General features: G+C 52.3%; 27 protein-coding genes. 11 read left to right on the top strand and 16 right to left on the bottom strand.

Annotation, left to right across the window (positions count from 1 at the left end; genetic code table 11):
* The first annotated feature begins 22 nt into the window (after positions 1-22).
* From ACPLPM_RS11400 to ACPLPM_RS11390, 3 genes are read left to right on the top strand one after another with little or no spacing between them, the layout of a single operon-like run.
* Positions 23-1,153: a methanogenesis marker 9 domain-containing protein gene (locus tag ACPLPM_RS11400; RefSeq protein ID WP_424356897.1), complete on the top strand. Its 1,131-nt coding sequence runs from the start codon at positions 23-25 to the stop codon at positions 1,151-1,153.
* A gap of 1 nt (position 1,154) precedes the next feature.
* Complete coding sequence (locus ACPLPM_RS11395; protein ID WP_424356896.1) at positions 1,155-2,003, top strand: triphosphoribosyl-dephospho-CoA synthase; 849 nt, start codon at positions 1,155-1,157, stop codon at positions 2,001-2,003.
* A 4-nt stretch (positions 2,004-2,007) separates the two neighbouring features.
* Positions 2,008-2,562, top strand: coding sequence for a DUF447 domain-containing protein (locus ACPLPM_RS11390; RefSeq protein WP_424356895.1), 555 nt, complete (start codon positions 2,008-2,010; stop codon positions 2,560-2,562).
* On the opposite strand, the gene ACPLPM_RS11385 is transcribed toward ACPLPM_RS11390, so the two are convergent.
* From ACPLPM_RS11385 to ACPLPM_RS11375, 3 genes are all read right to left on the bottom strand, one after another.
* On the bottom strand, positions 2,559-2,789 hold the full coding sequence (locus ACPLPM_RS11385) for a hypothetical protein (RefSeq protein WP_424356894.1): 231 nt from the start codon (positions 2,787-2,789) through the stop codon (positions 2,559-2,561). The genes ACPLPM_RS11390 and ACPLPM_RS11385 overlap by 4 nt on opposite strands.
* A 54-nt stretch (positions 2,790-2,843) precedes the next feature.
* Positions 2,844-3,218 carry a hypothetical protein gene (locus tag ACPLPM_RS11380; protein WP_424356893.1) on the bottom strand — a complete coding sequence of 125 codons (375 nt, stop codon included), beginning with the start codon at positions 3,216-3,218 and terminating at the stop codon, positions 2,844-2,846.
* A 314-nt stretch (positions 3,219-3,532) separates the two neighbouring features.
* Positions 3,533-4,276: a DUF116 domain-containing protein gene (locus ACPLPM_RS11375; protein ID WP_424356892.1), complete on the bottom strand. Its 744-nt coding sequence runs from the start codon at positions 4,274-4,276 to the stop codon at positions 3,533-3,535.
* A gap of 170 nt (positions 4,277-4,446) precedes the next feature.
* Here ACPLPM_RS11375 and iorA point away from each other — a divergent pair, with 170 nt between their 5' ends.
* Positions 4,447-6,231 carry an indolepyruvate ferredoxin oxidoreductase subunit alpha gene (gene iorA, locus ACPLPM_RS11370; protein ID WP_424356891.1) on the top strand — a complete coding sequence of 595 codons (1,785 nt, stop codon included), beginning with the start codon at positions 4,447-4,449 and terminating at the stop codon, positions 6,229-6,231.
* A gap of 1 nt (position 6,232) precedes the next feature.
* Complete coding sequence (locus ACPLPM_RS11365) at positions 6,233-6,817, top strand: indolepyruvate oxidoreductase subunit beta (protein WP_424356889.1); 585 nt, start codon at positions 6,233-6,235, stop codon at positions 6,815-6,817.
* 540 nt (positions 6,818-7,357) lie between these two features.
* On the opposite strand, the gene ACPLPM_RS11360 is transcribed toward ACPLPM_RS11365, so the two are convergent.
* The 8 genes from ACPLPM_RS11360 to ACPLPM_RS11325 all read right to left on the bottom strand — a co-directional run bounded on the left by ACPLPM_RS11360 (position 7,358) and on the right by ACPLPM_RS11325 (position 14,994).
* A complete protein-coding gene (locus tag ACPLPM_RS11360) occupies positions 7,358-8,254 on the bottom strand; it encodes a DMT family transporter (protein ID WP_424356888.1) in 897 nt (298 codons plus the stop codon).
* 29 nt (positions 8,255-8,283) lie between these two features.
* Positions 8,284-9,288, bottom strand: coding sequence for a DMT family transporter (locus ACPLPM_RS11355; protein ID WP_424356887.1), 1,005 nt, complete (start codon positions 9,286-9,288; stop codon positions 8,284-8,286).
* Positions 9,289-9,403: 115 nt separating this feature from the next.
* On the bottom strand, positions 9,404-10,252 hold the full coding sequence (ablB, locus tag ACPLPM_RS11350) for a putative beta-lysine N-acetyltransferase (protein ID WP_424356886.1): 849 nt from the start codon (positions 10,250-10,252) through the stop codon (positions 9,404-9,406).
* Positions 10,245-11,558 carry a lysine 2,3-aminomutase gene (gene ablA, locus ACPLPM_RS11345; RefSeq protein WP_424356885.1) on the bottom strand — a complete coding sequence of 438 codons (1,314 nt, stop codon included), beginning with the start codon at positions 11,556-11,558 and terminating at the stop codon, positions 10,245-10,247. The genes ablB and ablA overlap by 8 nt, the downstream gene beginning before the upstream one ends.
* 247 nt (positions 11,559-11,805) lie before the next feature.
* Entirely contained in the window at positions 11,806-12,942 is a 1,137-nt protein-coding gene (locus ACPLPM_RS11340) for a mechanosensitive ion channel family protein (RefSeq protein WP_424356884.1), read from the bottom strand.
* Between the two features lie 172 nt (positions 12,943-13,114).
* Positions 13,115-13,693 (bottom strand): imidazoleglycerol-phosphate dehydratase HisB, encoded by a 579-nt coding sequence (hisB, locus tag ACPLPM_RS11335; RefSeq protein WP_424356883.1) that lies wholly within the window; start codon positions 13,691-13,693, stop codon positions 13,115-13,117.
* Positions 13,690-14,412, bottom strand: coding sequence for a 1-(5-phosphoribosyl)-5-[(5-phosphoribosylamino)methylideneamino]imidazole-4-carboxamide isomerase (gene hisA / locus ACPLPM_RS11330; protein ID WP_424356882.1), 723 nt, complete (start codon positions 14,410-14,412; stop codon positions 13,690-13,692). Before hisA ends, hisB begins: the two co-directional genes overlap by 4 nt.
* Positions 14,413-14,460: 48 nt before the next feature.
* Positions 14,461-14,994 carry a hypothetical protein gene (locus tag ACPLPM_RS11325; RefSeq protein ID WP_424356881.1) on the bottom strand — a complete coding sequence of 178 codons (534 nt, stop codon included), beginning with the start codon at positions 14,992-14,994 and terminating at the stop codon, positions 14,461-14,463.
* Between the two features lie 142 nt (positions 14,995-15,136).
* On the opposite strand from ACPLPM_RS11325, the gene ACPLPM_RS11320 reads away from it, so the two are divergent.
* Positions 15,137-16,069: an AEC family transporter gene (locus ACPLPM_RS11320; RefSeq protein ID WP_424356880.1), complete on the top strand. Its 933-nt coding sequence runs from the start codon at positions 15,137-15,139 to the stop codon at positions 16,067-16,069.
* Positions 16,070-16,087: 18 nt separating this feature from the next.
* On the opposite strand, the gene ACPLPM_RS11315 is transcribed toward ACPLPM_RS11320, so the two are convergent.
* Entirely contained in the window at positions 16,088-16,885 is a 798-nt protein-coding gene (locus ACPLPM_RS11315; protein WP_424356879.1) for a universal stress protein, read from the bottom strand.
* A 122-nt stretch (positions 16,886-17,007) separates the two neighbouring features.
* Between ACPLPM_RS11315 and ACPLPM_RS11310 the strand changes: the two genes are divergently transcribed.
* The 4 genes from ACPLPM_RS11310 to ACPLPM_RS11295 all read left to right on the top strand — a co-directional run bounded on the left by ACPLPM_RS11310 (position 17,008) and on the right by ACPLPM_RS11295 (position 22,164).
* Positions 17,008-19,404 carry a DNA-directed DNA polymerase gene (locus ACPLPM_RS11310; protein ID WP_424356878.1) on the top strand — a complete coding sequence of 799 codons (2,397 nt, stop codon included), beginning with the start codon at positions 17,008-17,010 and terminating at the stop codon, positions 19,402-19,404.
* A gap of 125 nt (positions 19,405-19,529) precedes the next feature.
* The gene (locus ACPLPM_RS11305; RefSeq protein ID WP_424356877.1) at positions 19,530-19,877 is read left to right on the top strand and encodes a hypothetical protein; all 348 of its coding nucleotides are present in this window, start codon (positions 19,530-19,532) and stop codon (positions 19,875-19,877) included.
* A 335-nt stretch (positions 19,878-20,212) separates the two neighbouring features.
* Positions 20,213-21,325, top strand: a complete 1,113-nt coding sequence (locus tag ACPLPM_RS11300) for a helix-hairpin-helix domain-containing protein (RefSeq protein WP_424356876.1) — start codon at positions 20,213-20,215, stop codon at positions 21,323-21,325.
* The gene (locus ACPLPM_RS11295) at positions 21,322-22,164 is read left to right on the top strand and encodes a DUF4130 domain-containing protein (protein ID WP_424356875.1); all 843 of its coding nucleotides are present in this window, start codon (positions 21,322-21,324) and stop codon (positions 22,162-22,164) included. The genes ACPLPM_RS11300 and ACPLPM_RS11295 overlap by 4 nt, the downstream gene beginning before the upstream one ends.
* On the opposite strand, the gene ACPLPM_RS11290 is transcribed toward ACPLPM_RS11295, so the two are convergent.
* The gene (locus ACPLPM_RS11290; protein ID WP_424356874.1) at positions 22,148-22,954 is read right to left on the bottom strand and encodes a coenzyme F420-0:L-glutamate ligase; all 807 of its coding nucleotides are present in this window, start codon (positions 22,952-22,954) and stop codon (positions 22,148-22,150) included. The two genes, ACPLPM_RS11295 and ACPLPM_RS11290, sit on opposite strands and share 17 nt — an antisense overlap.
* A gap of 242 nt (positions 22,955-23,196) precedes the next feature.
* Between ACPLPM_RS11290 and ACPLPM_RS11285 the strand changes: the two genes are divergently transcribed.
* A complete protein-coding gene (locus tag ACPLPM_RS11285) occupies positions 23,197-23,784 on the top strand; it encodes an OmpL47-type beta-barrel domain-containing protein (RefSeq protein WP_424356873.1) in 588 nt (195 codons plus the stop codon).
* 56 nt (positions 23,785-23,840) lie between these two features.
* On the opposite strand, the gene ACPLPM_RS11280 is transcribed toward ACPLPM_RS11285, so the two are convergent.
* The 3 genes from ACPLPM_RS11280 to ACPLPM_RS11270 all read right to left on the bottom strand — a co-directional run bounded on the left by ACPLPM_RS11280 (position 23,841) and on the right by ACPLPM_RS11270 (position 26,026).
* A complete protein-coding gene (locus ACPLPM_RS11280) occupies positions 23,841-23,993 on the bottom strand; it encodes a hypothetical protein (protein ID WP_424356872.1) in 153 nt (50 codons plus the stop codon).
* A 60-nt stretch (positions 23,994-24,053) separates the two neighbouring features.
* Positions 24,054-24,392: a hypothetical protein gene (locus ACPLPM_RS11275; protein WP_424356871.1), complete on the bottom strand. Its 339-nt coding sequence runs from the start codon at positions 24,390-24,392 to the stop codon at positions 24,054-24,056.
* A gap of 449 nt (positions 24,393-24,841) precedes the next feature.
* A complete protein-coding gene (locus tag ACPLPM_RS11270) occupies positions 24,842-26,026 on the bottom strand; it encodes a hypothetical protein (protein ID WP_424356870.1) in 1,185 nt (394 codons plus the stop codon).
* Positions 26,027-26,648: the final 622 nt, after the last annotated feature.

Here is a 26,648-nt window from a genome sequence, read left to right as displayed (position 1 = left end):
TTGCATTATCTGGTGTTTTCACATGACCGATCTCTTTGATCTTACTGTTGGCTACGTCCGGTTTAAAAATCCGGTGGCCGTGGCGTCTATGGCGGGCATCACCGACGGCGCTTTCTTCGACAGCTGCACGGATGCAGGGCTGTACATCCTTGGCGGCTACAGCCTTGATACGGCGACCATGGCTGCATCAGGCGAGATGGCGAAAAGGGGCAGGAAAGAGTTTATCGCGGAGAGGCCGCTCGAGCTGATCGAGGCCGACCTTAAAAAAGTCTCCGGCAAAGGGGTTGCCATCGGGATCAACGTGAGGGCTGCCAGCCTGGAGCCTCTTATCGCAGCCGCCGAACTGGCAAAAAGCTATGGTGCCATGATGGAGCTGAACGCTCACTGCAGGCAGGAAGAGATGGCCGCTATCGGCGTCGGGGAGGTCCTGCTCAAGGACCGGGTAGGGCTGTCCCGGATGGTGGCTGAGCTGAAAAAGACGGGAGTTGTGCTGTCGCTGAAGATGCGGGCCGGCATCGTCGACGAGCTGCCACTGCTGCGCCTGCTGGAAAAGGCGGGGCTCGACATCGTCCACATCGATACGATGGGCTCCAGAGGCCCGAACGTGAACCTCATCAAGAAACTCCGGGACGGCACCGGGCTCTTCATCATAGGCAACAATTCGATCACCCGCTATGAAACTGCACAGGCTGCATATTCTGCCGGCTGCGATATGATCTCGCTGGCCAGGCCGGTCATGGAAAACCCGAAGATCATCAAGAGCCTGGTCACCTACACTGAAGATCAGCAGCGCATGTCCGGCTGGTACAACGCTCCTTCGCACATCTGCAGGGGTGGCGATCTCAGAGGCCTTACCTGGTGCTGTCCACCGGTCAAGGACTGCCCCATTCACATGGCTCTCCGCAGGGCGAACCTGTCCCCGGATACTTTCGCCAGGATCAAGATGGGCTTCGGCAAGGCCACGAAGCTCGAAGGGGGCAGCATGACGTGTTTCGGAAGCATGGTGTGGTGCTGCAAGTTCAACAAGCACTGCTACCTGAGAGACGGCTCGATGGAAGAAAAAGCCCTGGATATGAAAGAATACGTCGGGCTTAAGAAAAAGCTGGCCGACGAGATCATGAAAAACATCGACAAAGACCGGGTTGTCACGTAACATGGAACGCCTGCTGACCCCTTCTTTTATCGCCCGGTGCGCGGTGCTGGCCATGGCCCTCGAGGTCTCGGGCACTCCCAAGCCCGGTAACATCGACAGGGACCACGACTACTCAGATACCAAGTACGAGGATTTCATCGCCGCAGCTATCGGCGTATACCCAGTGCTGGAACGCGCCTCCCGCAACGATGGTATCGGACAGCTGATCCTCGATGCATGCGAGGAAAGCACTTCCTGGCAGCCCGGCGGCAACACGCATTTCGGCGCCTATATCCTGCTGTTCCCGCTGATCAAGGCAGCTACGTCTGACTTCCATGATCTGCAGAATATGGCGATCAATATCGCCAGGGAGACAACAGTAGATGATGCTGTACAGTTTTACAGGGCGTTTGGTAAAGTCCAGGTGAAGATGAAAGGCTCCGAAGAGCTGGACGTCGCCGACGAGAAGTCCCTGGAAGAGATCCGGCAGCGGGGGCTGACCCTGTTCGGTATCATGGAGATGTCATCCAAAAATGACATGGTGGCCAGGGAATGGACCAACGGCTTCTCCCGGTCCTTCAAAGCGGCCGAGCTCATCGCCGAACGCCGGCTCACCGGCACCCTCAACGATGCGGTCGTCCTGACGTACCTCGATCTGCTGGCCGACGAGCCGGATACCTTCATCTCGAAGAAATATGACATGGCAAAGGCAATCTACGTCCAGGGCCTGGCGATCGACGTACAGGAGCGCAGAATGACGCTCAACGAGCTGTCTAACCGCCTCTACCGGGAAAAGATCAACCCGGGATCAACTGCCGACATCATTATCGCTGGCATCTTTATTGCTCTGTTACGGGGAATGAGGGTGTAACAATATGGCTGATGAGATCTTCCAGGAAGGCATCACAGAGACGATCGTGACGACCTTATCGGCTGAGGGAACGCCGAACGCTGCGCCGATGGGAATCGTGAAGCGCGGGGAAAGCCTCTTTATCAGGATGTACCCCGGCACCCGCACGTTCGCTAACGTCAAGGAGACCGGACACCTGGTGGCCAACATAGTCACAGATCCTTTGATTTTCGTCACCGCGGCCTTCGAAGATCTGGGAAGTAGCTTTTACGTTCCGCAGCAGGACCTGCCACCCGTAATCAAGGACGCGTATGCATGGGCTTACTTCAGGGCAGACGTTGATGGTGTGGTAAAGCTCACGGAAATCCGGAGGGAAGTCGTGAAAACTACAGTACCACGTTTCAGCCGGGGATTCGCCTCCGTCATCGATGCCACTATCATAGGTACCCGCCTGCACTTCCTTGGTGATGAAGGCAGGCAAAGGATACACGAAGACGATATCCTGGTCGGGAAGTGCGGAACGCCCCGGGATATCGAGGCGATGAAAAGGCTAAAAAATATACTCGGGCTCTCAGATTAATGTTTTTTATTGCTGGCGATGATCTGCACGACCCCGGCCAGCACTCCCAGCAGAAATCCCAGGCCCGTAAACAGCAGCCTGGTTTTTCCCGTGACGTCGATGCCGGTCAGCATCTCTATGCCCCCGGTGAGAACGCTGTTAAAATTCGGGAACAGCTCGACGATCCATCCTGCGATATAGCCGACTATGGCACCGAAAATTGCGCTAAGTATAGCTCCCAGGACCATGCAAATTCTCCAGTCAAATACTTTATAACCCGCTAAAATATAAAGATTGCCTGCTTATTTCAGCTTGCTCTTGATCTTCTTGATCTTCTCGATGTACTGGGTTGTTTCCTTCCGTTTCCGCTCTTCGAGAATCGCGAGGATGTGATCCATAGAGCCGGACAGCCGGTAGTGCATGATTTCCCTGTCGACGTCCTTTTCGGCCTTTTTAGTGCCTGCCACGATCTTATCTTCCCGCAGCTTTTTTAGAATTATGCTCACCGTCGAAGACTTGATTCCAGTGATGATCTCGATCTGCCTGCTGGTACATTCCTGGTGAAGTGCAAGACAGATGATGATCTTTGCCATAGATCTGCTGAGCCCGAAATTTTCCAGCAGCCTGACATACTCATCATCTTTCTCATCAAGTACAATAATTTCTGCTTCTCTCATTTTTTTCAACCTTGAGCTAAACTTGAAATAAACGTAAGCTTTCTTAGATCACTACTCGCATATATTTTTTTGCTTTTGAGTCAGGAGTTCTAAAACAATTAAATAATATTACATTTTTCAAGGAAACTGGCATTGAAGTGGAATATTTTTCTGTTCGACTATCTCCAATAAAAAATTTTATATCACTGTCGGCCAGCTACAATTTTAGGTGGAAATATTTGTTCTATATTTCCAGAAATATGTATAACCAGGTCAGTACTATGGTAATTTTATAATTCTGGCGGCTGAAAAAATGAGAGTACTCGTACTCTTTTTTACTGAGGAGTAGTAGATTTCTCTGCAGATGTGTCTGTACCTGTGGTTTCCTGCTTATTACCCCCATCAAGGGGTACTTCGCTGAGGCTCATGACATCGTACAGCTTATCCCAGTTTAAGGTCGTAGAAACGCAGCCCGCCCTGTCCATTATGACGCCCATTGCGGGAATCTTGCTGCGGTGCATCATGTCCAGCCCTTCCCGTACTTCGCAGAGGCAGCCTACCCCTATGATCGCTTCTGGCTGGTACTGCCTGATCATGCGGACGATAAAGCTCGAGCCAGGCACGATGAAAAACTTATAGCCAAGCGTTTGAGCTTTTTTTCTGGCTTCGGAAATATTGCAGGCTCCGCAATCCTTGCACATGATACCTTCCGGGGACAGCGCCGCAGGGCAGCGGACTGACCGCAGGCACTGGGGGACAAAAATAGCCCTTCTGTTGAAGGGTGTCTTGCGAAACGCCGGACATATCGCCCTGTTCTTCAGGTTAATGCCGATCCTGTCGATCTTGCCTTCGCCTACTCCGAATGTGCGGAAAATGGTTTTGACCGGGCTGTCGAAGAACATCAACCCTGAGATCATCAGGTTCGGAAATAGCACATTGCCCGTTTTAAACGAATACGCAAGAAGTAATGCTACAATTACCGTGATGACGACCGATACGATTATGGCCAGTATCATCACCGAGCCCAAAATGAGAGCCAGATAGTATAAGAGCTCCACTACCGTTTCCACAACACCCATATTTAACGATTAATTAAACATGGGCTATATAAAGTTTCCTGATAGAGGCCGCTCCGGTGAATCCGGCTTGTACAGATCTCTGCCTCGCGGTTTTCTGTTTCTGCAGAAAACTGCCCCGCAGGGTTCTGCTAGATATTTATACTTTAGGGTATTGTAGAAAATGAGGTAAGATGTCAAGCAAAGAATTTTTACTGGGCAACGAGGCGATCGCCCGCGGTCTCCTCGAAGCGGGGATCGATGTAGCCACGGGCTACCCGGGAACCCCCTCCTCTGAGATTCTCACCACACTGGCCCCCTCTGCCGGAGAGCGGAAATTTCACATCGAGTGGTCGGTCAACGAAAAAGTAGCTCTGGAAGTAGCGATCGGAGCATCGTGGGCTGGTGCGAGATCGGTATGCACGATGAAGCACGTCGGGCTGAACGTGGCTGCCGACCCCTTCATGACTTTATCTCACACAGGCGTCGTCGGCGGCTTAATCTTGCTTTCTGCAGACGACCCGTTCTGCCACTCGTCCCAGAACGAGCAGGATACCCGTATGTATGCCCGGTTTGCAAAAGTGCCATGCTTTGATCCGGCGTCCCCGCAGGAAGCCAAGGCGATGATCGGCTTCGCGTACGAGTTTTCCGAGAAGCACCAGATACCAGTTATCCTCAGGCCGACGACCCGGGTATCTCACGGTAAGTCCGACGTGACCCTGGGTGAGCTTCCTTCCGAGCGCAGGGAGAAAAAGTTCGTTAAGAACATGGAGCGGTTTGTCGTACTGCCCAGGCATACCAGGGCCCTGCTCAAAAAGCTCAACGCAAAGCAGGAAGTCATGGCGAAGGAGCTTGCCTCGTCTCCGTGGAACAAGCTGATCCTTAAGCCGGGTGCAAAGCTCGGTATCATCGCTTCGGGCGTCGCCAGCGTCTACGTCGAAGAAGTCCTTGCCAGCCTCGACATGCCTGTATCTTACCTGAAAATCGGCGCGTACCCCATCGATCCCGAGCTACTCATCAGGCTGGCCGCCGGGGTAGAAAAAGTTCTCGTGCTCGAAGAGCTGATGCCGATCGTCGAAGAGCAGACCCGCATGTACGCTAAAAACGTCATGGGCAAGCTGACCGGAGAAGTCCCCCACGAAGGCGAGTTCGATCTGCTCTGCATCAAGAATATCATCAACAGCACCTTATCGCTGCCTGTGTGCACTCCCCCCGTACCCCAGATCTGCGTAGAGCTGCCCCAGCGGCCTCCGGCTTTGTGTCCGGGCTGCGCCCACCGGGCTACCTTCTACGCCCTGAAGAGCGTGTTCAAGGAGGACTCGATCTTCGCCAGCGACATCGGCTGCTACACTCTGGGCACCCAGATGGGCGCTGTAGACACGTGCCTGTGTATGGGCGCCAGCATCACCATTGCGTCCGGGCTGAGCATTTCAGGCATCAACAATCACGTCGCCTGCACTATCGGCGATTCAACCTTCCTGCACACGGGTATTCAAGGCCTGATCAACGCGGTCTATAACAAGGCGAACATTACCGTCGTTATCCTCGATAACCGGACCACTGCGATGACCGGCCACCAGCCCCACCCGGGCATCGGCCACACCATCACGGGCGCTCCGTCCGATGAAGTCTCGCTGGAAGCGATCGTGAAAGCCTGCGGTGTCAAATACCTCCAGACCGTCGATCCCTTTGATATGGAGACGACGAAAGCGGCGTTTAAGAAAGCTTACGCCACCGAAGGCGTCAAAGTTGTCATCGCCCGCCAGCCCTGTATTATCACCGCAAAGCGGGACGGTATCAAGCGCAAACGCTACGAAGTCGTGCCGGAGCTTTGTGAAGGCTGCCGCCGGTGCGTCAAATTCGGCTGCCCGGCGATGGAGTTCAAGGACGGCAAAGCAGTCTCCAACGAGATGTGCGCCGGCTGCGGTGTCTGTGCAGATTTGTGCCAGTTCGGAGCGATCAAGATCAGGAGTGATTAACATGGCCACGACGAAAACCTTCGATTTAGTCATCGTAGGCGTAGGAGGCCAGGGCGCCATCCTCGCTTCCGACATCATCGGCAAGGCCGCAGTAGCCGAAGGCCTGCCGGTAACCGCCTCCGAAACGCACGGCATGGCCCAGCGTGGCGGCGCGGTTGAAAACCACGTCCGCATAGGGTGCAAATATGGCAGCTTAATACCTGCCGGTGGCGCTGACTGCCTCATGAGCATGGAACCTCTGGAAGCGCTGCGCTTCGCCAGGTACATCAAGCAGGATGGCGTAGCCGTCATCAACACCCAGCAGATCGTCCCGGTGACCGTGTACTCCCAGAAGATACCGTACCCTGAGCTCGACCAGATCATCGAGATCATGGAAAATGTGACCCCCAATGTGAAGGCTGCAAACTACACCGAGATCGCCAAAAAGGCCGGCGCAGCCCAGGCGTTAAACGTTGCCATGATCGGCGCAGTATCAAAGTACATGCCGCTAAAACCGGATACGCTCAAAGAAGTCATCGCTAAGTCCGTCCCGCCCAAGACCGTCAACGTCAACCTAAAAGCGTTCGACCTCGGGCGAGACGCTTAACTTTTTTTAAACCAGAACTTAAAATCTAATTTTTTATCTCGGCGACATAGAGACAATTAGAGAAATGATAGCAAAATCTAATGTTCTTACCACGGCGGCACGGCTCCTTATCCCGACAACTGCGGAGCAGATGTTCTTACCACGGCGGCACGGCGGCACGGGGACAATGCGAGAAACGATGGTAGAAGGGTTATTTAAACCACGGCGGCACAGCGACACAGAGACAACCGTACCCGAATAGTAGGGCTCCATTTTTTTATTGTTTCACGGCGGCACGGCAGGCTGACGGCATGGAGACAACCATTTTTCCTTCCTTCAGGCTATTGATCGAAAGTCAGGCTGAAACGTTTGGATAGTAAGCTTTTGGTTAATGCTCTGTCTTTGTGTCGCCGTGGACATAAAAAGAGTTCATTTTTACCGGTTCACGAATGTCTCCGTGTCGCCGTGCCGCCGTGGTTTTATTAACCATTGGCTTGTAGCGGATCGCCTTGTCTTTGTGTCGCCGTGCCGCCGTGGTTCAATATGTCTCATTGAACTATCCTATCTTCGCTCGGCGATGTACATCCCGGCGCAGACGGCTATGCCTCCGAGGATGGAGGGTAGGGTCATGCTTTCGCCGAGGATGAGCCAGGCGAGTACAATCGTGGAGAGCGGCACCAGGTAAATGAAGAGCGCCACCCGGGATGCGTCCATTTTTTCGAGGGCTATGTTGTATATGAGATAGGCGATGATTGAGCAGAAGATGGACAGGAAGACGATTGCTCCGATGGCTGCGAGCGGCAGGCTGGCAGGGTTCTGGTGCGGGGTTAAGAGGTAGAAGGGGATGATGCCTATGGTGCCGAGGATGAACAGGTAGTTCAGCACGGTCAGCGGGTGATATTTTGTGGCGATCTTTTTCCCGTAGATTGAATATACCGACCACAGGAGAGCGCATACCAAGATCATGCCGTCTCCGATCATGTGCGGCCCGACATCGAGTGAAAGGTTGCCTCCGGAGACCAGTAATGCCACGCCTCCGAAGCCTATGGCTGCTCCCAAAACTTTGTGGATGCTCAGCTTTTCGGCGAGAAAGATGGCGCTGAGGAACATGATGAAGAAGACTGACGTGTTGATCAACAGCGAAGCGTTAATCGCTGTTGTATAGTTCTGGGCTGTGACCTGAATGACATATTGCAGGGTGACTCCGGTAAGGGCCATAATGATAAGGACTCCCATGTCCTTCAGGTCTATCTTGAATATGCCCTTTCCTTTCCATGCCAGCGTAACTATTGCCAGCAGCGGCGCAGCGATAAAGAACCGCAGGGCAGCGATCTCGATAGGGCCCATGCTCTTCAGGGCTATCGCGTTGGCGATGAACGATCCGCCCCAGAATACGTTGATGATGAATAGCCCTATCAGGATGAGCGTATGGTTTTGCTGCGGGTTTTCGCCAGCCATATGATCACCGCTAAACGTAATTCAACGGCTTAAGGTTGCTGGTGGCGGACCTGCTGGACTTCCACAGGGGTCTCCACCGGTTTTTTCCTGAACCTGCCGATGATCTTGAGGTTGTTGTCCGCCATGGCAATCCCGATGATGGCCAGCAGCGCTCCCGCTGCTATGAAGACCGTCAAAGGCTCGCCGAGCAGGACGATGGCGAAGATGATGGCAAACACCGGCTCGAGGTACTGGTAGATGGCCGATTTGGAGGGCCCGATCTTGATGATCGCGTCGTTGAAGAAGAAATAGCAGATGATCGAGCAGAAGATCGCCAGGTAGAGTAACGAAACCCAGGATACCGGGGAGAACTGCGCTATGTCGTGGCGGGGAGTGAGGAAGTAGAAGGGCAGCAGCCCGATAAAGCCTATGACGAAGATGTAGTTGAGCTGGGTGAGCACGGAGTATTTGCCAGCCAGCTTGTTACCGATCAAGATATAGACCGCCCACAGCGCCGCAGATATCAGGATGATGCCGTCGCCGATCAGGTGAGGGGCAAACTCCAGCTTTCCGTTGGTCGCTACCAGTACTAAGCCCGCGAATGCGATGCCGACGCCTAGCAGGTTATCAGAGCTGAACTTCTCCTTCAGCAGGAATATGGAGGGAATGATGACGAAGAATGTGCCCATGTTGATGAGCAGTGCAGTGTTGGTCACCGTCGTGTAGGTCATAGCGACAAGCTGGGTGATGTACTGTAAGGTGATGCCTGTCATGGCCATGATAAACAGGACCCAGAAATCCTTCTTCTGCACGATCAGCGATCTCCAGCCGCAGAGGGCGACGGTGATCAGCAGTAAAACCGGAGTGGCGATGGCGAAGCGAAGCGTAGCCAGTTCTATCGGATACATTCCGTCGAGGCCGACTTTTGACGCGATAAACGAGCCGCCCCATACTACCATGATCAGTACAAGAAGTATCTTAGCAGTGGTCTGGCTCGCGGACGGAGCATTTTTAACGCGGCTGATGATCCTGGGAAGTGAAGCTGGGTTGAACATTTTTATCAGGCACGGCAGCAAGGCTTAAAGAGACCTGTGGAAATGCCGTACTCTGACCAGAGGCTCTTAAATTAGATTAAGATATTGGTCAAAAAGAAAAATGTGGTCTATAAGCTTACAGGGTCTTCTTTACTAATGGCTTATACCAAACGTTCATGCTCTCGAAGGAGCCGCAAATGTTGGTGTTGTTCACAAGCGTGCCGCTGTATGTATAGCCTGCCCGGGAGAAGACCGTGTTGATCGGATACGAAAATGCCCTGGCGATAGTGTAAGAGATTTTCATGCCCTCTTTTAGCATGTCTTCCTCCATCCTGTGCAGGAGATACCCGGATATTTTCTTACCCCTGTAATCCGGGTGGGTGGCGAAGTCGGTCATCTCCACATTTTTCATCTCCCTGTCCATCTCTGCGGACGAGGCTGCGATAATCGTGTCCTTGCAGCTTACGCAGAAGTACCTGATATTCTCCTCCATGGTTTTCTTCAGGTACGCTTCGTCGAATATGGGAAAAGGGTACGTGGCAAATACTTGCTTGTACAACTTCGCCAGCTCGCCCGCATCGTCTTTGCCGGCGATGCGGAACGACAGGTCAGGCTCAAGCGAGATAGGTCTGCGGAAGCCTGCAAGGATTACCGCTTTTTTAAGTACCTGCTGAAGCTGGTCTTTTTTAGGCTCTTTTTTCCGGCTGTCCTTCAGATACCGGGCAAGGAAGTAACCATCTTCTTTACCTCTGTAGAATCCCGGGATTACTGCTTCGATGGTATAGCCTTTGGTCTTAAAGTGGTTAAGCCCCGATTCGGGAGCTTTGATGAAGATCTTTGAGTACCCGTTTTCCAGGGCAATCTCTTTTAGCCTATCGATAATACCGGGCACGTCGTGCATAGCAAGCTTCATAACGTATATCCGATCGTTGTGCCTGCCCTGCTGCACGATGGTATCTCCTATCCGGGCGATAGTGTCAGACATCGCATTTCCTCCCTGCGTAACCGGTTGTTTTAGGAGTAATAGAGATCGTGTCGTCTACGTCTGACAAGAGTCTCGCTATGCCTGTGGTAGCGGCTTCGGAAGGGTCGTCGAACTCATGATCAAGCTTACAATCCCCACAGTTACCCTCGCATCTCTCGGCTTTGTAAGAATCAGGCTCTGTATACGTGGTGATGACTCCCTGGTAATTTCTCAGGATGACTTTGTTGGTCGAGCAGGAGATCAGGTAATTGGGCATCAGAGGTATCTTGCCTCCGCCTCCCGGTGCATCGACGACGTAGGTAGGTACTGCAAAGCCGGTAGTGTGACCAATGAGATTTTCCATGATCTCGATACCTTTGGAGACCGAGGTGCGGAAATGCGCCAGGCCTTCGGAGAGGTCGCACTGGAACAGATAATAGGGGCGAACGCGGTTCTGGACGAGCTTTTGAACGAGCCTTTTCATGATTTGCGGGCAGTCGTTGACACCGGCCAGCAGGACGGACTGGTTACCTAAGGGTATACCTGCGTCTGCCAGCTTTCTCAAGGCTTCCCGGGACTGCGGTGAGAGCTCTTTAGGGTGATTAAAGTGAGTGTTGACCCAGATTGGGTGATGCTTCTTCAGAATGGCGGCAAGGCTGTCGGTGATCCGGTATGGTAGGACTACGGGTACTCTTGTTCCGATGCGGATAACCTCTACGTGAGGTATGCTCCGGAGCTCTGAGAGGATCCAGTCGAGGTATTCGTCCGGCAGCATGAGCGGGTCTCCGCCCGACAGCAGTACGTCTCGTATCTGGGTATTATTCCGGATATAGTCCAGGCCCTGGTTTATCCTGTTTTTATCCGGTATGAAATCGATATTGCCGACCTTTCTCTTTCTGGTGCAATGGCGGCAATACATTGCACATACGTTGCTGATTAAAAACAGCACTCTGTCAGGGTACCTGTGGGTAATGCCTTCTACAGGGCTGTCGCGGTCTTCTGCCAGCGGGTCTTCCATGTCGCATTTTTCTACAATCAGTTCGGATGGCGAAGGGAAACACTGTTTGAAAACCGGATCGTTTTTTACGTCGCTGCAATTTATAAGCGAGAGATAGTATGGGGTAATACTCATCGGGAACTTTTCGATCGTTTTCTCAAGAGCTTCTCTCTCAGTTTTGGAAAACTCGGCGCCTGTCACTCTCTCGAACGTGGGGATGTCCCGAATGGCGTTTTTCATCTGCCATTTCCAGTCGTTCCACTGGCTTACCATGTCACTGCAGTCCAGAATTCTGGCGATCTCGATCTGTTTTAAAGATAATTTTCCCATAGAATCACTCCTTTCTCTTTAGTGTTTTTCAGTTTCAAATGGTTGCTAAAAAAGCATTTGTCTGAGCTATCATATACTTTATCGTACAACCGGTCAACAATATGAAAATAGAATGGCTATTAATTTGGGTTATTATTCCGAAATAGTGCTAATTGCGGGTATGAAAATTAGATTTTATAAATGTATATGATATATTGGCATAGTATCTTAGAAATATTCTACTTATAAAAATATAGTTAATTGTATTTCATTGATCACTGGAATACTGGCTGGTGCCAGCCACTGGATAGCGTATCGAGGTTATCGGATAAGGGATTTCGATGCCTTCTTCCGGAAAGCGCTTGATTGCCTGCCGGTAAATCCTGTCGGGTAAGTCCCAGTCCCTGCGGAAATTTTCTCCCCACACAAGCATTACCAGTTTGATGGAGTAGTCTCCAAAGCCTTCTACATAAACGACGGGCGCAGGGTCTTTTAGCGCACCCCTTAAATCAGATGCTATGTCCACCAGGATATTCGATGCTTTTTCCACGTCCGAGGTATAGGATATGCCAATTTTTATCGTGTACCGGAGGTTCTGGTTCGGCTCGGAGTAATTGTAGATGTGGGAGCTCGAAATGTCCGCGTTAGGCACGATGACAATCCGGTTGTCCAGCGTTCGGATTCTCGTGCTGCGGAGCCCGATGTCGATGACGTCCCCGTATTCTCCGCTGGACAGCTCGATCCGGTCTCCGACTTTATACGGCCTGTCTGTCAGGATGGCTACTGCCCCGAAAACGTTTGACAGGAGTGCCTGAGCAGCGAGGGCTACTGCGATGCCTGCGACGCCCAGGCTGGCAAGCAGCGGCGTGATCTCGACGTTCAGCTGAGCGAGCACCGTGACGATCGCCAGGCCGTAGATGATGATGTTAACAGACTTCCGGGCGAACGAGATCATGGACGTGTTCAAACCCGAGCTGTCCTGCGTGCCGGTTTTTTGCTCATACCAGCACAGCAGCAGGTCTGCAATCTTTGCCAGCTGGTAAGCGGCAATCATGATCACTACGGTCAGATAAATCGCGTCCAGGTTACCTGCAATAATCTCTGGCAGCCCGCGCAGCAGCTTCAGTGCAGCATACGTGCCTGCGGCGAGGATAAACACCTGTACGGGCCGGTTAAAGGCTGCGACAATCTCGTCGTCCAGCTTTGCTCTGGTCATTGCAACGAGCCGGGGCGCAAGACGGTTAAGGACCAGCCTGGTAAAAAGTGCCAGAATTACTGATAGCAGTACAATAGAAACCGCTGTTAGAAGATTCAAGGTATAGTCGGATAATCCCATGTTCGCCAGTGCAAAACATATCTGGTCTGTGAAATCGTTCAGCGAAACGACGAACATGTTGGCCGGCATAAGATACCTCGTAAGGTTGTATGGCCTAACGATATAAAAACTTGGTGCAGGAACAGGTTGACTGATAATGGCAACGCGGCTGACGTTGGCCGAAAACTTGGCTTGTTTAGCCTGTGCGGCTGTCCACGATGTCTCTGGAGTGGCGAAAAATTAGTGACGATAGGGCCAGAGCCTAAAGGACGCCCTTTGTACTGGGCATACCCCGCTTTTCATTTTTGGCCGTTGCCATCGACAGGGCAATACCGAGTGCCTTAAACATCGCTTCCACCATGTGGTGGTCGTCTTCGCCCTCGATCTTCACGTTGATGGTAATGCCGGCCGACCTGGCGAAGGAGTCTATAAAATGCCGGGTCATGGCAGTCGAGTATTCTCCGATCATCGGGTGTTTGAAATCTGCCTTAAAGACCGAGTAGCCTCTGCCGCTGATATCTACTGCGACGACTGCCAGCGCCTCGTCCATGGGAACCAGCGCGTGGCCGAACCGCTCGATGCCTGCTTTGTCTTTGAGCGCATCCTTGTAAGCTTCCCCGAGGGAAATGCCTATGTCTTCTACGGTGTGGTGGTCGTCGACTTTGAGATCGCCCCTGGCTTTGACCATCAGGTCTACCAGCCCGTGTTTGGCGAACGAGGCGAGCATGTGGTCTAAAAAGCCGATGCCCGTGTCGATAGTCGAGATGCCCTTCCCGTCGAGGTTGATCTCGATAGTGATGTCCGTCTCTTTAGTCTGGCGGTGCACGGTGGCCGATCTCATGATACTTTATCTATTGCTTCTCTTAACGTAAATAAACCTTTGTATAGTGCCGACCCCACAACTACGCCAGCAGCGCCGGTGTTTTTGATCTTGACGAGGTCGTCGATCGTAGTAACGCCGCCGGAGGCGATGACCGGAATGGTAACGCTGTTGACCAGCGACCTTACCGGGTCTTCGTTGACGCCCTTCAGAAGGCCTTCGACGTCGACGTTGGTGTAAAGTATGCTGCCGGCCCCGATCTGCGAAAAGAACTGGCCCAGCTCGTTCGGGCTCTGGCCCGAAGATTCCGTCCAGCCCTCGATCACGACTTCTCCGTGTTTGGAGTCCAGCGACACCATCACCGACTCGCTGCCGAACTCGTCCGCCAGCTGCCTGACTAAGTCCGGGTTCTTAATCGCTGCAGTGCCGAGGATCACCCGGTCGATACCTAAGCCCAGCAGGTATTTCGCTGTCTCGTAGTCCCTGATGCCCCCGCCGACCTGGACATCGACGTCGAACTTGGATACTATATCTTCCATGATGTAAGCGTTCTTCCTGCTGCCGCTGAACGCCCCGTCAAGGTCGATGATGTGCAGGGTCTTAGCTCCCTGGCCTACCCAGCCGGCCGCCACTTCCACCGCATCGTCGATGGAAACCATTTCCGTGCCCGGCACCCCCTGGACAAGCTGGACGCACTTGCCGCCCTTCAGGTCGATCGCCGGTATGACATTAAATGACATTAGTTGAGTAACAGGCTTTGAAACGATAAAAGTTTAATGGGAAATCAGTTACTGAGTAATTTCAATTTTCCAGCCAGAGCCATAAGCTATACTAACCTCGTACGTGCCATCCCGGGGAATAGTCTTAACGATACTGATGTCCCCGGCTCCGCTGACGCCGCTGAACTCATGTGTGGAGCGATAAGAGAACGGCCCTTCAGCATTGGTTAAAGTGAGCGTGTAGCTGTCTCCGATAGCATAATCCGGTAGCCTGAGGTGAAAGTTTGCTTTACCTGCCTTAAGTTGTACCTGCACTATATCCTCTGCGCCGGGAGCATCTGTAAGAACGTAGCCGGTGTCAGTCCTGATCACGACAGGCCCGGGGATGGCCGGAGCAGGTGTTGGGGTCGCAGTCATCCCGGGAGCAGGTGCTAGTACCTGGCCTGTCGTAGGGCTGACTCCACCGGTTGGCTGCACTGCCGGCGTCGAAGCCTCGAGACTGTTCGGGCTGTCTCCGAAACAGCCACAGGCAGCTATTCCGGGCAGGAGCAGAAGTAATAGCAAGAGCACCGGACCAATTTTCTCCTTTGTAGAAAGGCTCACGATCATTATCTTATATTATATTTATATAATATTTGCCTGCGCTCTCGAAGGTTGAATGTCTCTTTACTCTGGATCGGGAGCCGAAGGCTCCACAAGTTTCTACCGATAATCTTTTTATAACAACTTCGAGCATTTGATCTCGATGAGCTTTATCGACGTAGTCGTGCCCATCTTCGGGCTGATGCTTATCGGGTGGCTGCTGAAGGCCGTGGGGATTTTTCCTGAATGGCTGGTCAGGCTCGTCAATGACTACGTCTACTACATCGGCATCACTGTTATCACTTTCCTGAGCCTGCACGATACGGATAAGAGGCTGCTGTTCGACCCTTCGATATATCTGTTGAACCTGCTACCCATGGCCCTGATCGTTGTCCTGGCCCTGGCAGCCGCCTACATGCTGAAGCTCGACAGGCTGGCGATTCCGGTCGTCGTCACCTGCGCCTTTTTCGGGAACACCGGCTACATTGGCTTTCCCCTGAACGCCAGCGTGCAGGGCATAGAGTCCCTCGGGCTGACCGCCTTCATTTCCACGTTTTACACGGTTATCGTTTTTACTTTCGGCGCGTATCTCTTCCGGCATTATACCCGGGAAAAGTCGGACGATCACGCCAGTCAGGACGCCGGAGCTGGCTTGAAAAAGATGCTGACCGGCCTGTTGAAGCTGCCCATCATATGGGCAACTGTGCTGGGGCTGGCGCTGTCCTTCGTCGCCATTCCGGATCTCGTCAGGCTGCCCATGGAGTGGATAACCTTCAGTACGTCGCCACTGGCATTGCTGGCAACAGGAGCTATGATCTCGGGCAGCGGCTTCCGGGAAAACTGGAAAGCGCTGGGAGCGATAAGCATACTAAAACTCGCGGTTATGCCAGCCATCGTCATCCTCATGGGCATCGTCTCGGGCGTGAACGGTACGATCTACAGGACGTCCCTGCTCGAAGCGGCGACGCCTGTCGGGGTGACAAACGCAGTCATAGCAGAGCAGTACAAGGCTGATAAAACTCTGGCATCAGGCGCGGTCGTCGTCTCGACGCTGCTGTTCATAGTATCGCTGATTGTGGTGCTGCTGTTCGTGTAAAAATAGCTTAAAACGCAGTCACTGATTGGAGCCAATCGTTTTAACCATCAGCACCGGACATGGCGATTTCTTGATTAGCCGATCGGCTGTGGACCCCGTGATGAAGTTGTAGGGCTGCTGCCGCTCCGTTGCTCCTATGGCGATCAGGTCGTAGTTTTTTTCCGCTTCGGCCAGTATGGTTTCGACAACCGGTCCTGTACGGAAGATGGTGCGGTGCTTCATGCCGTTCTCTTTAAGGTCCATAGCGATCGGGTTGACGACTTCTTTCGGATTTTCCTTCTGGCTGCCGACGTACATGACGGTGATCTCGCTGCCGTACTTCTTCGACAGGAGCTCCGCCATCTTTGCCGCTCTGAGGGCATGCTTGTAGCCTGAGGTAGGGACCAGAATGCGCTCGTATTTCAGGGGCATGTCGTCCCTGTAGCTGATCACGGCGGTCTCGATTGGCGAGTTACAGATCACTTCATCGATCTTGTTGCCGAACAGGTGGTTTAAATGCCGCCGGTAAGTGGAGTTGGCGAAAAGGATCAGGTCGTAGTTTTCCGACTTGACTTCGTCCAGAATACCCTTTACGATCGAGGCCGAGTTCTTGACAGCATAGTAAACTTCCATCCCCCCTTCGGCCTTGAGCATGTGCGTCGTGGAGATGGCGTTCAAGGCCCTCCTCCATTCGCCCGGAGAGATGGGGATCGCGTTTGAGACTGTGACGTGGAGGAACGTGATCTTACCGTCTTCTTGCAGGAAATGGTTGACGAACTCCATGATGTACTTCATGTTGGTCGTGCGGGATACGGGGATCAATATTTTCTTGTACACAGCCTCACCGCTATTTTCAGTAGGTTTACGGGAATATGTCCTACGACTTATAAATATTCATTGTAAGAATACTTTCAATGTCCGCAGAAGCTTTTAAACGTTTTCGGTAGAATTCTCTTTTAATGAAATTTCACGGCTGGCTCCTGGACGTAGACTATACGGTCGAAAACGATCGGCCGGTCATCCGCATGTGGTGCATAGACGACGAGGGGCGCAGCGCGGTACTCTTCGACAGGACTTTCGAGCCATACTTTTACGTAGTACCTTATGGTGACGTGCCTATCTCCGCCCTCGAAAACATCTCAGACGAAGTCGGCGGGGAGATCATCAGGCCTGTCAGGGTTGATATTGTTGATCGGAAGAACTTCGGGATACCGGTTAAGGCTTACCGGCTGTTTACCCGCCTCCCGCGGGACGTACCTTATCTCAGAGAGATTGCCAAACGCTACGGTGACGTAAGAGAAGCGGATATTCTGTTCGGGGTACGCTACATCATTGATAAACGACTGATACCAATGGGCGGTATAGAGGCGGATGGCGAGCCAGTTGAGGTAGACTACGTCGACACAGGTCTGCAATGCGAACAGCCCAAAGCTCTGGTCAGAGAAGGAGAGCCGCCGGTAAAGATCATGGCCTTCGACTGCGAGATGTTCAACCCCCGGGGTATGCCAAATCCTAAAGAAGACCCTATCGTTTTGATCTCGATCAGCACGGGAGATGAGGTCAGGATACTTGAAGCCTCGGACCAGGACGACAAGCAGATCATCAAAGACTTCGTCGGCTTCATCGACGAAGCCGACCCGGACATCATCGTGGGCTACAACCAGGACTCTTTCGACTGGCCATACATTATCGAGCGGGCCAAGCATCACAAGATCAAGCTGCCCGTCTCCAGGGACGGTACCACGCCCATGCACGGCAGGGGCGGACTACAGAAGAAGGTCAAGCTCATAGGCCGGCTGAACGTCGATCTCTACCAGGTTGCAGCCAGGGACGTCGACGGTGTCAAGATCAAGACGCTGGATAACGTAGCCGAATACCTCGGAGTGATGAAGAAGGACGAACGAGTCAACTTATCCGCGGTCGAGGTTTACGAGTACTGGCTCGACAAGGAAAGGCGCAAAGACTTGATCGCTTACAGCAGGGACGATGTCGTTAGCACATACGGCCTGGCAATAGAGCTGCTCCCGTTACAGTACGAGTTCACTCGCATGGTCCACGAGCCTCTGGACAACGTGTCCAAGATGGGCCGGGGCCGGCAGGTTGAAGCCTACCTGGCCTACATCGCTTACGAGCATGGCGAGCTGATCCCGTCGAGAGCAGGAGAAGTAGAGACCTATGCAGGCGGCTTCGTCTTCGAGCCGGTCAAAGGCCTGCATAAAAATGTGGCGGCGCTGGACTTTTCAGCCATGTACCCGTCGATCATGATCGCCTATAACATCTCGCCGGATACAGTATGCGGGGCCGATGATAAGGACTGTTCTGACCCGGCACCAGAGGTAGGCTACCGGTTCAAGAAGCAGCCGGAAGGCTTCTTTACTACGATTCTGAAGAACCTGGTTACCCATAGAAGCAGTCTAAAAAAGCGGCTTGCGCAGCTTGACAGGAAGAGCAATGAATACCGCATGCTCGATCTCAGACAGAAGTCGATCAAGATCCTGACCAACGCTTTCTACGGTTATACGGGCTGGGCTCAGGCCAAGTGGTACCGCAGGGAATGTGCAGAAGCCACGTCCGCGTGGGGCCGGTACTTCATCAAGAAAGCCAACGACATCGCGTTAGATATGGGACTGCAGGTGCTCTACGGCGATACAGATTCGCTCTTCGTGGAGCTGAAAGGTAAGAAGCTACTCATGGACATCGTCCGCCAGTTCATCCAGCGGGTCAAGGCAGAGCTGCCGCTGGACATGGATGTAGACAACGTGTATAAAATCATCTTCTTCACCGAGTCCAAGAAACGCTATGCCGGCCTGACCGAGCGAGGCGAAATCGTCGTCCGGGGCCTGGAAGTCCGCCGGGGCGACTGGTGTGAGATAGCCAAAGAACTCCAGTCGGAAGTCATCAGGATCATTCTGGAGGAGGAGAATCCTGACAAGGCTGCGAAGTTCGTCAAGGATACAGTCCTGAAAGTCAAGTCCGGCAAGGTACCTCTGGACGCTCTGGTCATCCACAAGACCCTGACCAAGAGCGTCGCCCGGTACGAGAGCGCCCAGGCCCACGTAAAAGCGGCCGAGAGAGCCATGGAAATGGACATGGCCGCAGAGATCGGCAACAAGATCAGTTACGTGATAGTCAAAGGCACAGGTACTCTGAGCGAGCGCGCTTATCCGGTGGACATGTTCCACCAGTTCAAGGACAACAAGCTCTACGCAAAAGACCGGACGTACGAGATCGACGCTGACTACTACGTCGATAAACAGCTGATACCTACCGCCTTGAGGATACTGGGCTACTTCGGGTATACTGAAGATGCGCTGAAAGGCCGGAGTGTTCAGGGCACGCTTGAGAGCTTTTTTTAAGCCAGAGAACTTAATTGAACTCTACGGAATTGGAAAATATACGCCTCATCAGCACTTTTTCGCTAATTCAAATTATCTACATATTTATCCATAACTTCTACAACTAGTATCGATGGGGGTATTTAATGATCAAGCATAAACTCATTTTAATTAGTCTTGCTATACTGGCGATCTTATCTTTGAGTATGCAAGTGGCAGCCCAGGTGCCCGGGGCGATACCGGGTTCACGCTGGCCAGTTCCTGACTATTTCTCAGTACCTGAAGGTTGTGGTCTCATGCCAGGTATTGGAAGCTGGGGTGGTTTTAGCATCTTCGGACCTTGGGGGATATACGATCAATACGGACTGTTCGGACCGCACGGGCTGTTCGGGCCTTCGGGGCCGGGCTACGGGAACGGGCTGGGCTTCGGCGGGTTCGGCATGCATGATCCGCTGGCGCTGGTTAAATTAAATGTTCAGGGCGTAAAAGTATAACAAGTAAACCCTAAATCTGGAAATTTTTTCTTGTTAAGTCATTCTTGAGACCAATTGTACGCGAGCCCGTACCATTTACACGAAGTACGCGAGGTACGCGAAGTACTCAAAGTACGGTAAAAACGGCATGCTGGAAAATGATCTTATAGTATAACTTCGCGTACTTCGCGTACCTTGCGTACTTCGTGTAAACGGTACCTGACTGTCCTAAAAGTTTTAAGAATTACTATACTTCGTGTAAACGGTACTTGACTGTCAGAAACCTTATAGGAAGACTATACTTTCAGATCGCTCTAAGCTTTTCGTTATATTCCCGCAACCCTCATGTTTCTAGCATGGGAGAGAAGTATTTCTCGCTTGAGGAGCGGATGCGAATCCTGTCGGCGGGCACGAAGTATGATAGCTGTAACAGTACAACTACCTGTCATACTTTTACTCCCGACGGCCGGTGTATTCAGCTATATAAGACGCTGATGACAAACCGGTGCAGCGGAGAGTGCCTCTACTGCCCTAACCGGTGCGGCCGGGATGCTACGAGGGCTTCTCTATCGGCAGAGGAGATCGCAAAGATCACCTGGGACTTCTACCGCAGGAATGCTATCGAAGGTTTATTCCTGTCCTCCGGTATAGTCGGCGATCCAGAGCACACGGCACAGAAGCAGCTCGACGTGATCAAAGGGCTGCGAGACAGCGGCTTTCCGGGGTACATCCACGTCCGCCTGATGCCTGGCACGCCCCGGGACATCATCCGGGAAGTATCTCTCTACGCTAACAAGTTCGGGATTAACGCCGAGACTACCTGTCGCTCCAGATACGAGGAGATCTGCCCTAACTTTGACTACGATAACGATATTCTCCGCCGGATGTCCTGGACGTACGAGAACGTGAAGAGGCGGAGGACCGAGGTCCGGTATGGCGAAGGCATCGTCGGCTCCAACGATACCCAGTTCGTCGTCGGTGCGTCAGGAGAGCCTGACCTCGAGATCATCTCAACCATCGAACACTTCATGGGAGAATACGGCCTGCGGCGCCCTTTCTTCATGAGCTTCGATCCGGTGCCGGATACGCCTCTGTCGTCCGGGCAGGCGTCACCGCTCTGGAGAGAAGCCCGACTATACCAGACCTCGTACCTGATGAAGGACTACGGGCTAAAGTGTAAAGATCTGGAGCCGGTTCTCAACGATAACGGTTTCCTGCCGGACGAGGATCCGAAGATGGTGATGGCCCGGCTCAACAAAGACCTGTTTCCGGTTGATGTGAACAGTGCATCCTACGATGACCTGATCAAGGTACCCGGCATCGGGCCGAGGACGGCAAACCAGATACTCCGTTGCCGTCCGATACTAAACTATGTCCAGCTCAGTAACATCGGTGTTGTGCTGAAGAGGGCGAGGCCATTCATTAAAGTAGGTAATAAGGTACAGGCCAATCTGGAAGCTTTCACATGATCATCGGCTACAAAAAGAACGTATGGGACGTATTGCGGGCGGCCATCGCCATGAACCGGGAGCCGAACGCAACATTTGTCTGCGGCAAAAATCAGAGAGACCTCGATCAGAAGCTGGCCCAGTACCATGGGGAAATCCTTGAAAAAGTAGAGGTCATGGTCCCGCAGGTACCGGTATCTGTGAAGCTCAAACTCAGGGAACGACTTCCCCGCGCAGGCGGCCGGTGCCAGCCTTCGCTGCACACCTACATCACCTACTCGCTCAAGCACAAGAAATGCGTGCCGAACGAGCTGGTGCGGATGCTGGCCGGGTACTACCCGGATATCGGACAGGCTCTCGGGCATAAGGACGAGCTCTCGAAAAAGTTTTTCGGCCTCCAGATGGACGTGATGCGGGAAATAGAGCGGCTGCGGGCCATGACCCGGCCCCGGCCAGCCGGCAACCTGATGTACGTCGAGATCGCCCCCGAGCACTACGTAGTCGATCTCTACCTCGAATGGCTGGGAAAACGGGTCACCGATCGGGCATCTGTGGTCAAGTGCCATCGTGATTATTACCTGGTCAACGCCCACTATCTCGGCTACGACGGCCAGTATAAGGAAATATCACCTGAAGAAGCCACACGCATTCTCGGAGATGTGCCTGATGCGGATATTGCCGTATGGGAAGCCTTCTATGATTCTCAGGCTATCGAGAGCCGGCGTAACCGCGAGTATGCATCTGCTAAGATACCTGCCAAATGTGCCAGCTTAAGCCCTGAAATAAAAATTGAGAGAAGTAAGATCGAGCACGGAATCCCGCGCAACTGCCTGGACGACTTCTTCAGCCTTCAGACCTGATCTTCTTCGCTTTTTCCGTGGCCGTCTTCGAGGCTTCCTTTTCGATCTTCTCGGCCAGCGCCTGCCTTACCAAGTCTGTATCGTCGGAACGGTAGGATACTTTGATGCCTCTGTCATCTTTGATGTACTTATAGCCCCGGATAATCGCAATTGGGGTGCCTTCGTCGGCCTCGCCCATGATCATGTTAGCACAAGCGGCCACTTCGTCGGTAATCGCCTGAATGGTGATCTTGAGCTCGTGGCCGAACAGGTCCACGTCTCCCCTGCGGTCGTGCAGTGCGGCGATGCCGGCACAGCCGACAGCCACGCCGATCTGGCCTTCCCTGAATGATCGGCCGTTGGTATCTGTGATGATAACGGCTACAGTTTTGCCTGTGAGCTCTTTCAGCCTATCCCTGATCTCCCTGGCGCTTCGGTCAGAATCCAGCGGCAGGAGTAAGATGTACCCGGACTCCGTATTGGAGCGGTCTATGCCCGCATTGATACAAACGTTGCCAAAGACGGTCTGCACGAGAAGAGGATGCTTAATCAGAACCCTGGTGCTGGTGTCCAGCACGTACTGGATGAATTTTGGGTCTTCTTTGTTGAGAACAGCCAGTTCCCTGGCCTCCGCCGTAGGCTCGATATCCTCGAGTAAAAACCTTCTGCCCTCTGCCTTGGAAACGATTGTCGAGGCAAATACGACGATATCTTCATTCTCAAGCGTTACTCTGTCGGCCACGATCTTAGCCAGGTCATCGCCTTTCTGAATCATCGGCACGTCGTCGACAGTAAAAGCGGATATCTTCACCAGAACACCCTCGATTATTATAAAGACAGCTAGTGCCGTATAATTACTTAAACCTTGTGCGGGCAGGAAGTTTTACTAAAAGTACCTTCGCACACCATATAATTACAAAATTAAAACTTTATTTTCATAATAACCAAATATTTATAGTCCATACATCGTATACTATATTATCGCCTAATTAGGCTACTTTGAGCGTTTTAATCAGCAGTAGCCAGCCTTAAACAATAACTCGGGATGTTAAAATGACCAGGTTTTGGATTAACATAGTCTCTCTGGCAGTACTTGCCGCTCTCGTCGCATTTTCTCCGTATGCTGTAACTCAATCGCCAGGAGTGTCTGGCTTGACCGATACCCTTGCTCCAGTGACAAACGCCACCTTATCAGGCTCTTACGCGCAGGGTGTGTATACGTCAGATGTGATCCTCACACTATCTGCAATTGATAGTACATCGGGAGTGAACTATACTGAGTATAGTATAAACAATGGAACCTGGATAAGTTATTCGAGGCCTGTTACACTGAGCAGCTCCAGCAATGTCAGCTACAGGTCCGTGGATTATGCGGGGAACATCGAAGCGAACAACACTATTTCCTTCTATAGAATTCACATCTCTCTGGGCCCAGGCAAAGGCCTGGATGTCCCGGCAGCTAATGCGAGCGTCGGACAAACCGGGGCTAATTCGTCTATAACCCCTGAAACCTTGTTGACAATTTCAGGAAGCACCGTGGCCCCTCAACAGTCAGAAAGCCCGTTCGTATGGCTGCTCATATTGACATTTGCGGTACTCGGCATCGTTGCAGAGTTCTACTTCCTTACGATGAAAAAATAATGGCGAAGTTGCAGTAATTATTTACTGCTACCACTTTTCTTTTGCCAGCTTGAGTTTTACTTGAATTCAAAAGTTTCTTTTCCAGTCTGCCCATGGACCATCTCTTCCACAGGTTCAACATTACCTTTAATTTTTTTCCTCTTACGCATCTCCTCTTCTTCACGCCGCTTTTGCGGCTCTACATGTCCGCGTTCCGGTTCGTGCTTCATCAGTATCACCATTCCATCTTGATCAGCCATGCAAAAATTGTCGACCGGCCTTTCTGCTGGTTAAAGCTCATAGTTGGGCGGCCTTGAGTCTCTACTCCTGTGCCCGTGCCGGTGTTCCCTGTCCAGCTGCTCGTTTTCATTCTTGTCAGAATTCGCCGCGTCTACCCAGGTTACTATGCCATGCTGGATTTCGACCATCTCATCAGGCGTGGCGATAAATTGCCTGTTGGCATCCGCCGCTGGCCATCTGGGCACATTATGGTGGGCGTAATAGAGTTTGCCCGATTTGACTACTTCTTCAGAGGCTCCCTCCTCATCTCTGGGCGCTACATATGGATCGCTGCCTTCATCAGGTGCCCGTCCTGGCGGCTGCTTCCTTCTTTTTTGCTGTTCTGCCATATCAATGCCTGCGTCAATTACTGTCTTTGATCTCCGAGATTATCAACGATAGGCGTGAATATGGCGGGCGGGTTCCTGCAAGATGCTGAAAGATTATAGTCATTCTTGAAAGCTTTAGATATGAATCTGATCAAATCGTAGGGAGTATAGTCCTTGCTAATTCTCGTGTGAACGTGGAGTAACGCTGCGCTGTGCTGGCGTCACAGATTTCACAGATTACGACAGAATCCACAGATTTTGGCTCGATATCACAGATGAAGGGTGTGCCACAGATTCATTCATCAGCGATCGAGCAGGCACGAGAAGCGTAGTCTGTAACTTATTTTTTTATCTGTGGAATCGATCATCATCTGTGCAATCTGTCGAAATCTGTGGATTCTGTACGAATCTGTGGAATCTGTGACGCCAGCACAGCGCAGCGTTCGTATTGCTGTCTCTCAACAACCTGGCTATCCATGCCGGGATAGCTCGAAAGAAACGATTCCATACTTAAGCAAAGCGTCAGACTGCAGGTCGATAAGTCCGAAGGCGCTGCCGTTGAACAGCCGTCGCTTGAACGCGTAAGGCAGGTGGTTACCTGACTTGACCCGATCAGGACTGCGGGTTACGTGGAAAGTGCCTTCGTCGATGGATAGCACCCCGTACTCGAGGGGCTTTTTGACATCAACTGTGACCTTGTTGAGGCGCAGGTATTGCGGTAACGCGAGCATTAACCTGAAACCGTCCTCTATTACCGGAAAATCAATTTCCAGGTCTGCCCTGTACCAGCCGTTTGATGATATACCCCATTTTAGAAGAGATCCCTTACCAGTGGTAAAGGTAAATTTTTTACAGGCGGGAATCGGCATAGGCCCGTTTTTATGATAGGAGCCGGGAGCGAAGAAGTTCCCTTCAAACGGCACTATTTCGGAGCCTACTTCCTCTTCCTCCTCATCTACTACAGTGAGCGATCGAACTATTCCCTGCTTATCGGGGAAAAAGATGCCAATGCCAGGCGCGGCTTCCGGGCTTCTGGACAACAAACCTGCATCAACGCCCGGGAAGCCGATCACCAGCCCGAGAGTTACTCTGTCAGGAGCCACGTTCAGCTCAATATTCCTGAGCATAGCATGGACACTTGTGTATACCTGCGGAGTATAATAATCCCCGGATTCTTCAGCTTCTCCTGCAGGCAGGTTATCTTTAGTCCGCTCCAGCATCTCCAGCATCGATATTATCCGTGAAGCCAGTGCATCGTTCCTCCGGGAAAGAGAGATGTGCAGCGCTTCGTGCAGCGCTTCCTCTGACTGATCGAATTCGCACAGGCCCCGGTACGCTTCAGCCAACCCTATCAGCGAACCGGCTATCTCCGGGCTATTCGTCATAGGCCGCCTGATCGCCACCACATCCCCAAAAGCCACCTGCGCATCCTGGTACTTATGTAACAGCAGGTTCAGCGTCCCGATGCTGTGCAGCACCCCGGCGATCTCCTCGTTAAGCCGGCCGTCCGTGTTCTCGCTCCGCAGCGAAAAAAGGGCTACGCGGAGTTCCGACAGAGCTTCGCTATACATCCCTGCCGCGGCCAGCGACTTCGCTTTGTCACTGTGAGAAATCCCAATCCTTGCCAGCCGGGTCAGCTTCTTACGGGCGACCATCTAACAAATGTACCCTTAAAAAGTATTAAAAGGCATCGAAACTTTTTAAAAAGCCTCCTTTCTCACCACGTCGGCACGGCCGCGCGGAGACAATTTGAGAAACGATAATAAAATCAAATATAATAACCACAACGGCACTACGGCACAACGTTTACTAACCACGGCGGCACAACGATGCTGTGTTGCATTATTCTTATCTTCATGTTCGCCTTTTGAACGCCTGCAGTCGCAGGCGTTCTCGAGGCGATGCGATGACGATCGCTGCGCTGTGCCAGGATCACAGATTGAAACGGATTGCACTGATTTCACAGATGACCTTAGAATAAAATCGGTAGACGGCAAATCCATTTCTCATCGATTAGAATCTGTGCAATCTGTGGCATCTGTCAGAATCATCAGATTCTGCGTAATCTGTGATCCTGGCACAGCGCAGCGATCGTCTTGCTGAGTCACTCCACCTGCAATAGCTCGGCCCAAAGAAGAGAAAATGAATTATGCAACACAGCACCGCCGTGCCGCCGTGGTTCAAATAACTATCCGGCTTGTCGTATCTCGCCTGTCTTTGTGTCGCCATGCCGTCGTGGTCCAAATTACCACCCGGTCGTTGTAATCGCAATTGTCT

The sequence above is a fragment of the Methanocella sp. MCL-LM genome (genome assembly GCF_049676595.1).
Taxonomy (GTDB): domain Archaea; phylum Halobacteriota; class Methanocellia; order Methanocellales; family Methanocellaceae; genus Methanocella_A.
This window is presented reverse-complemented; position numbering and strand designations above follow the sequence as displayed.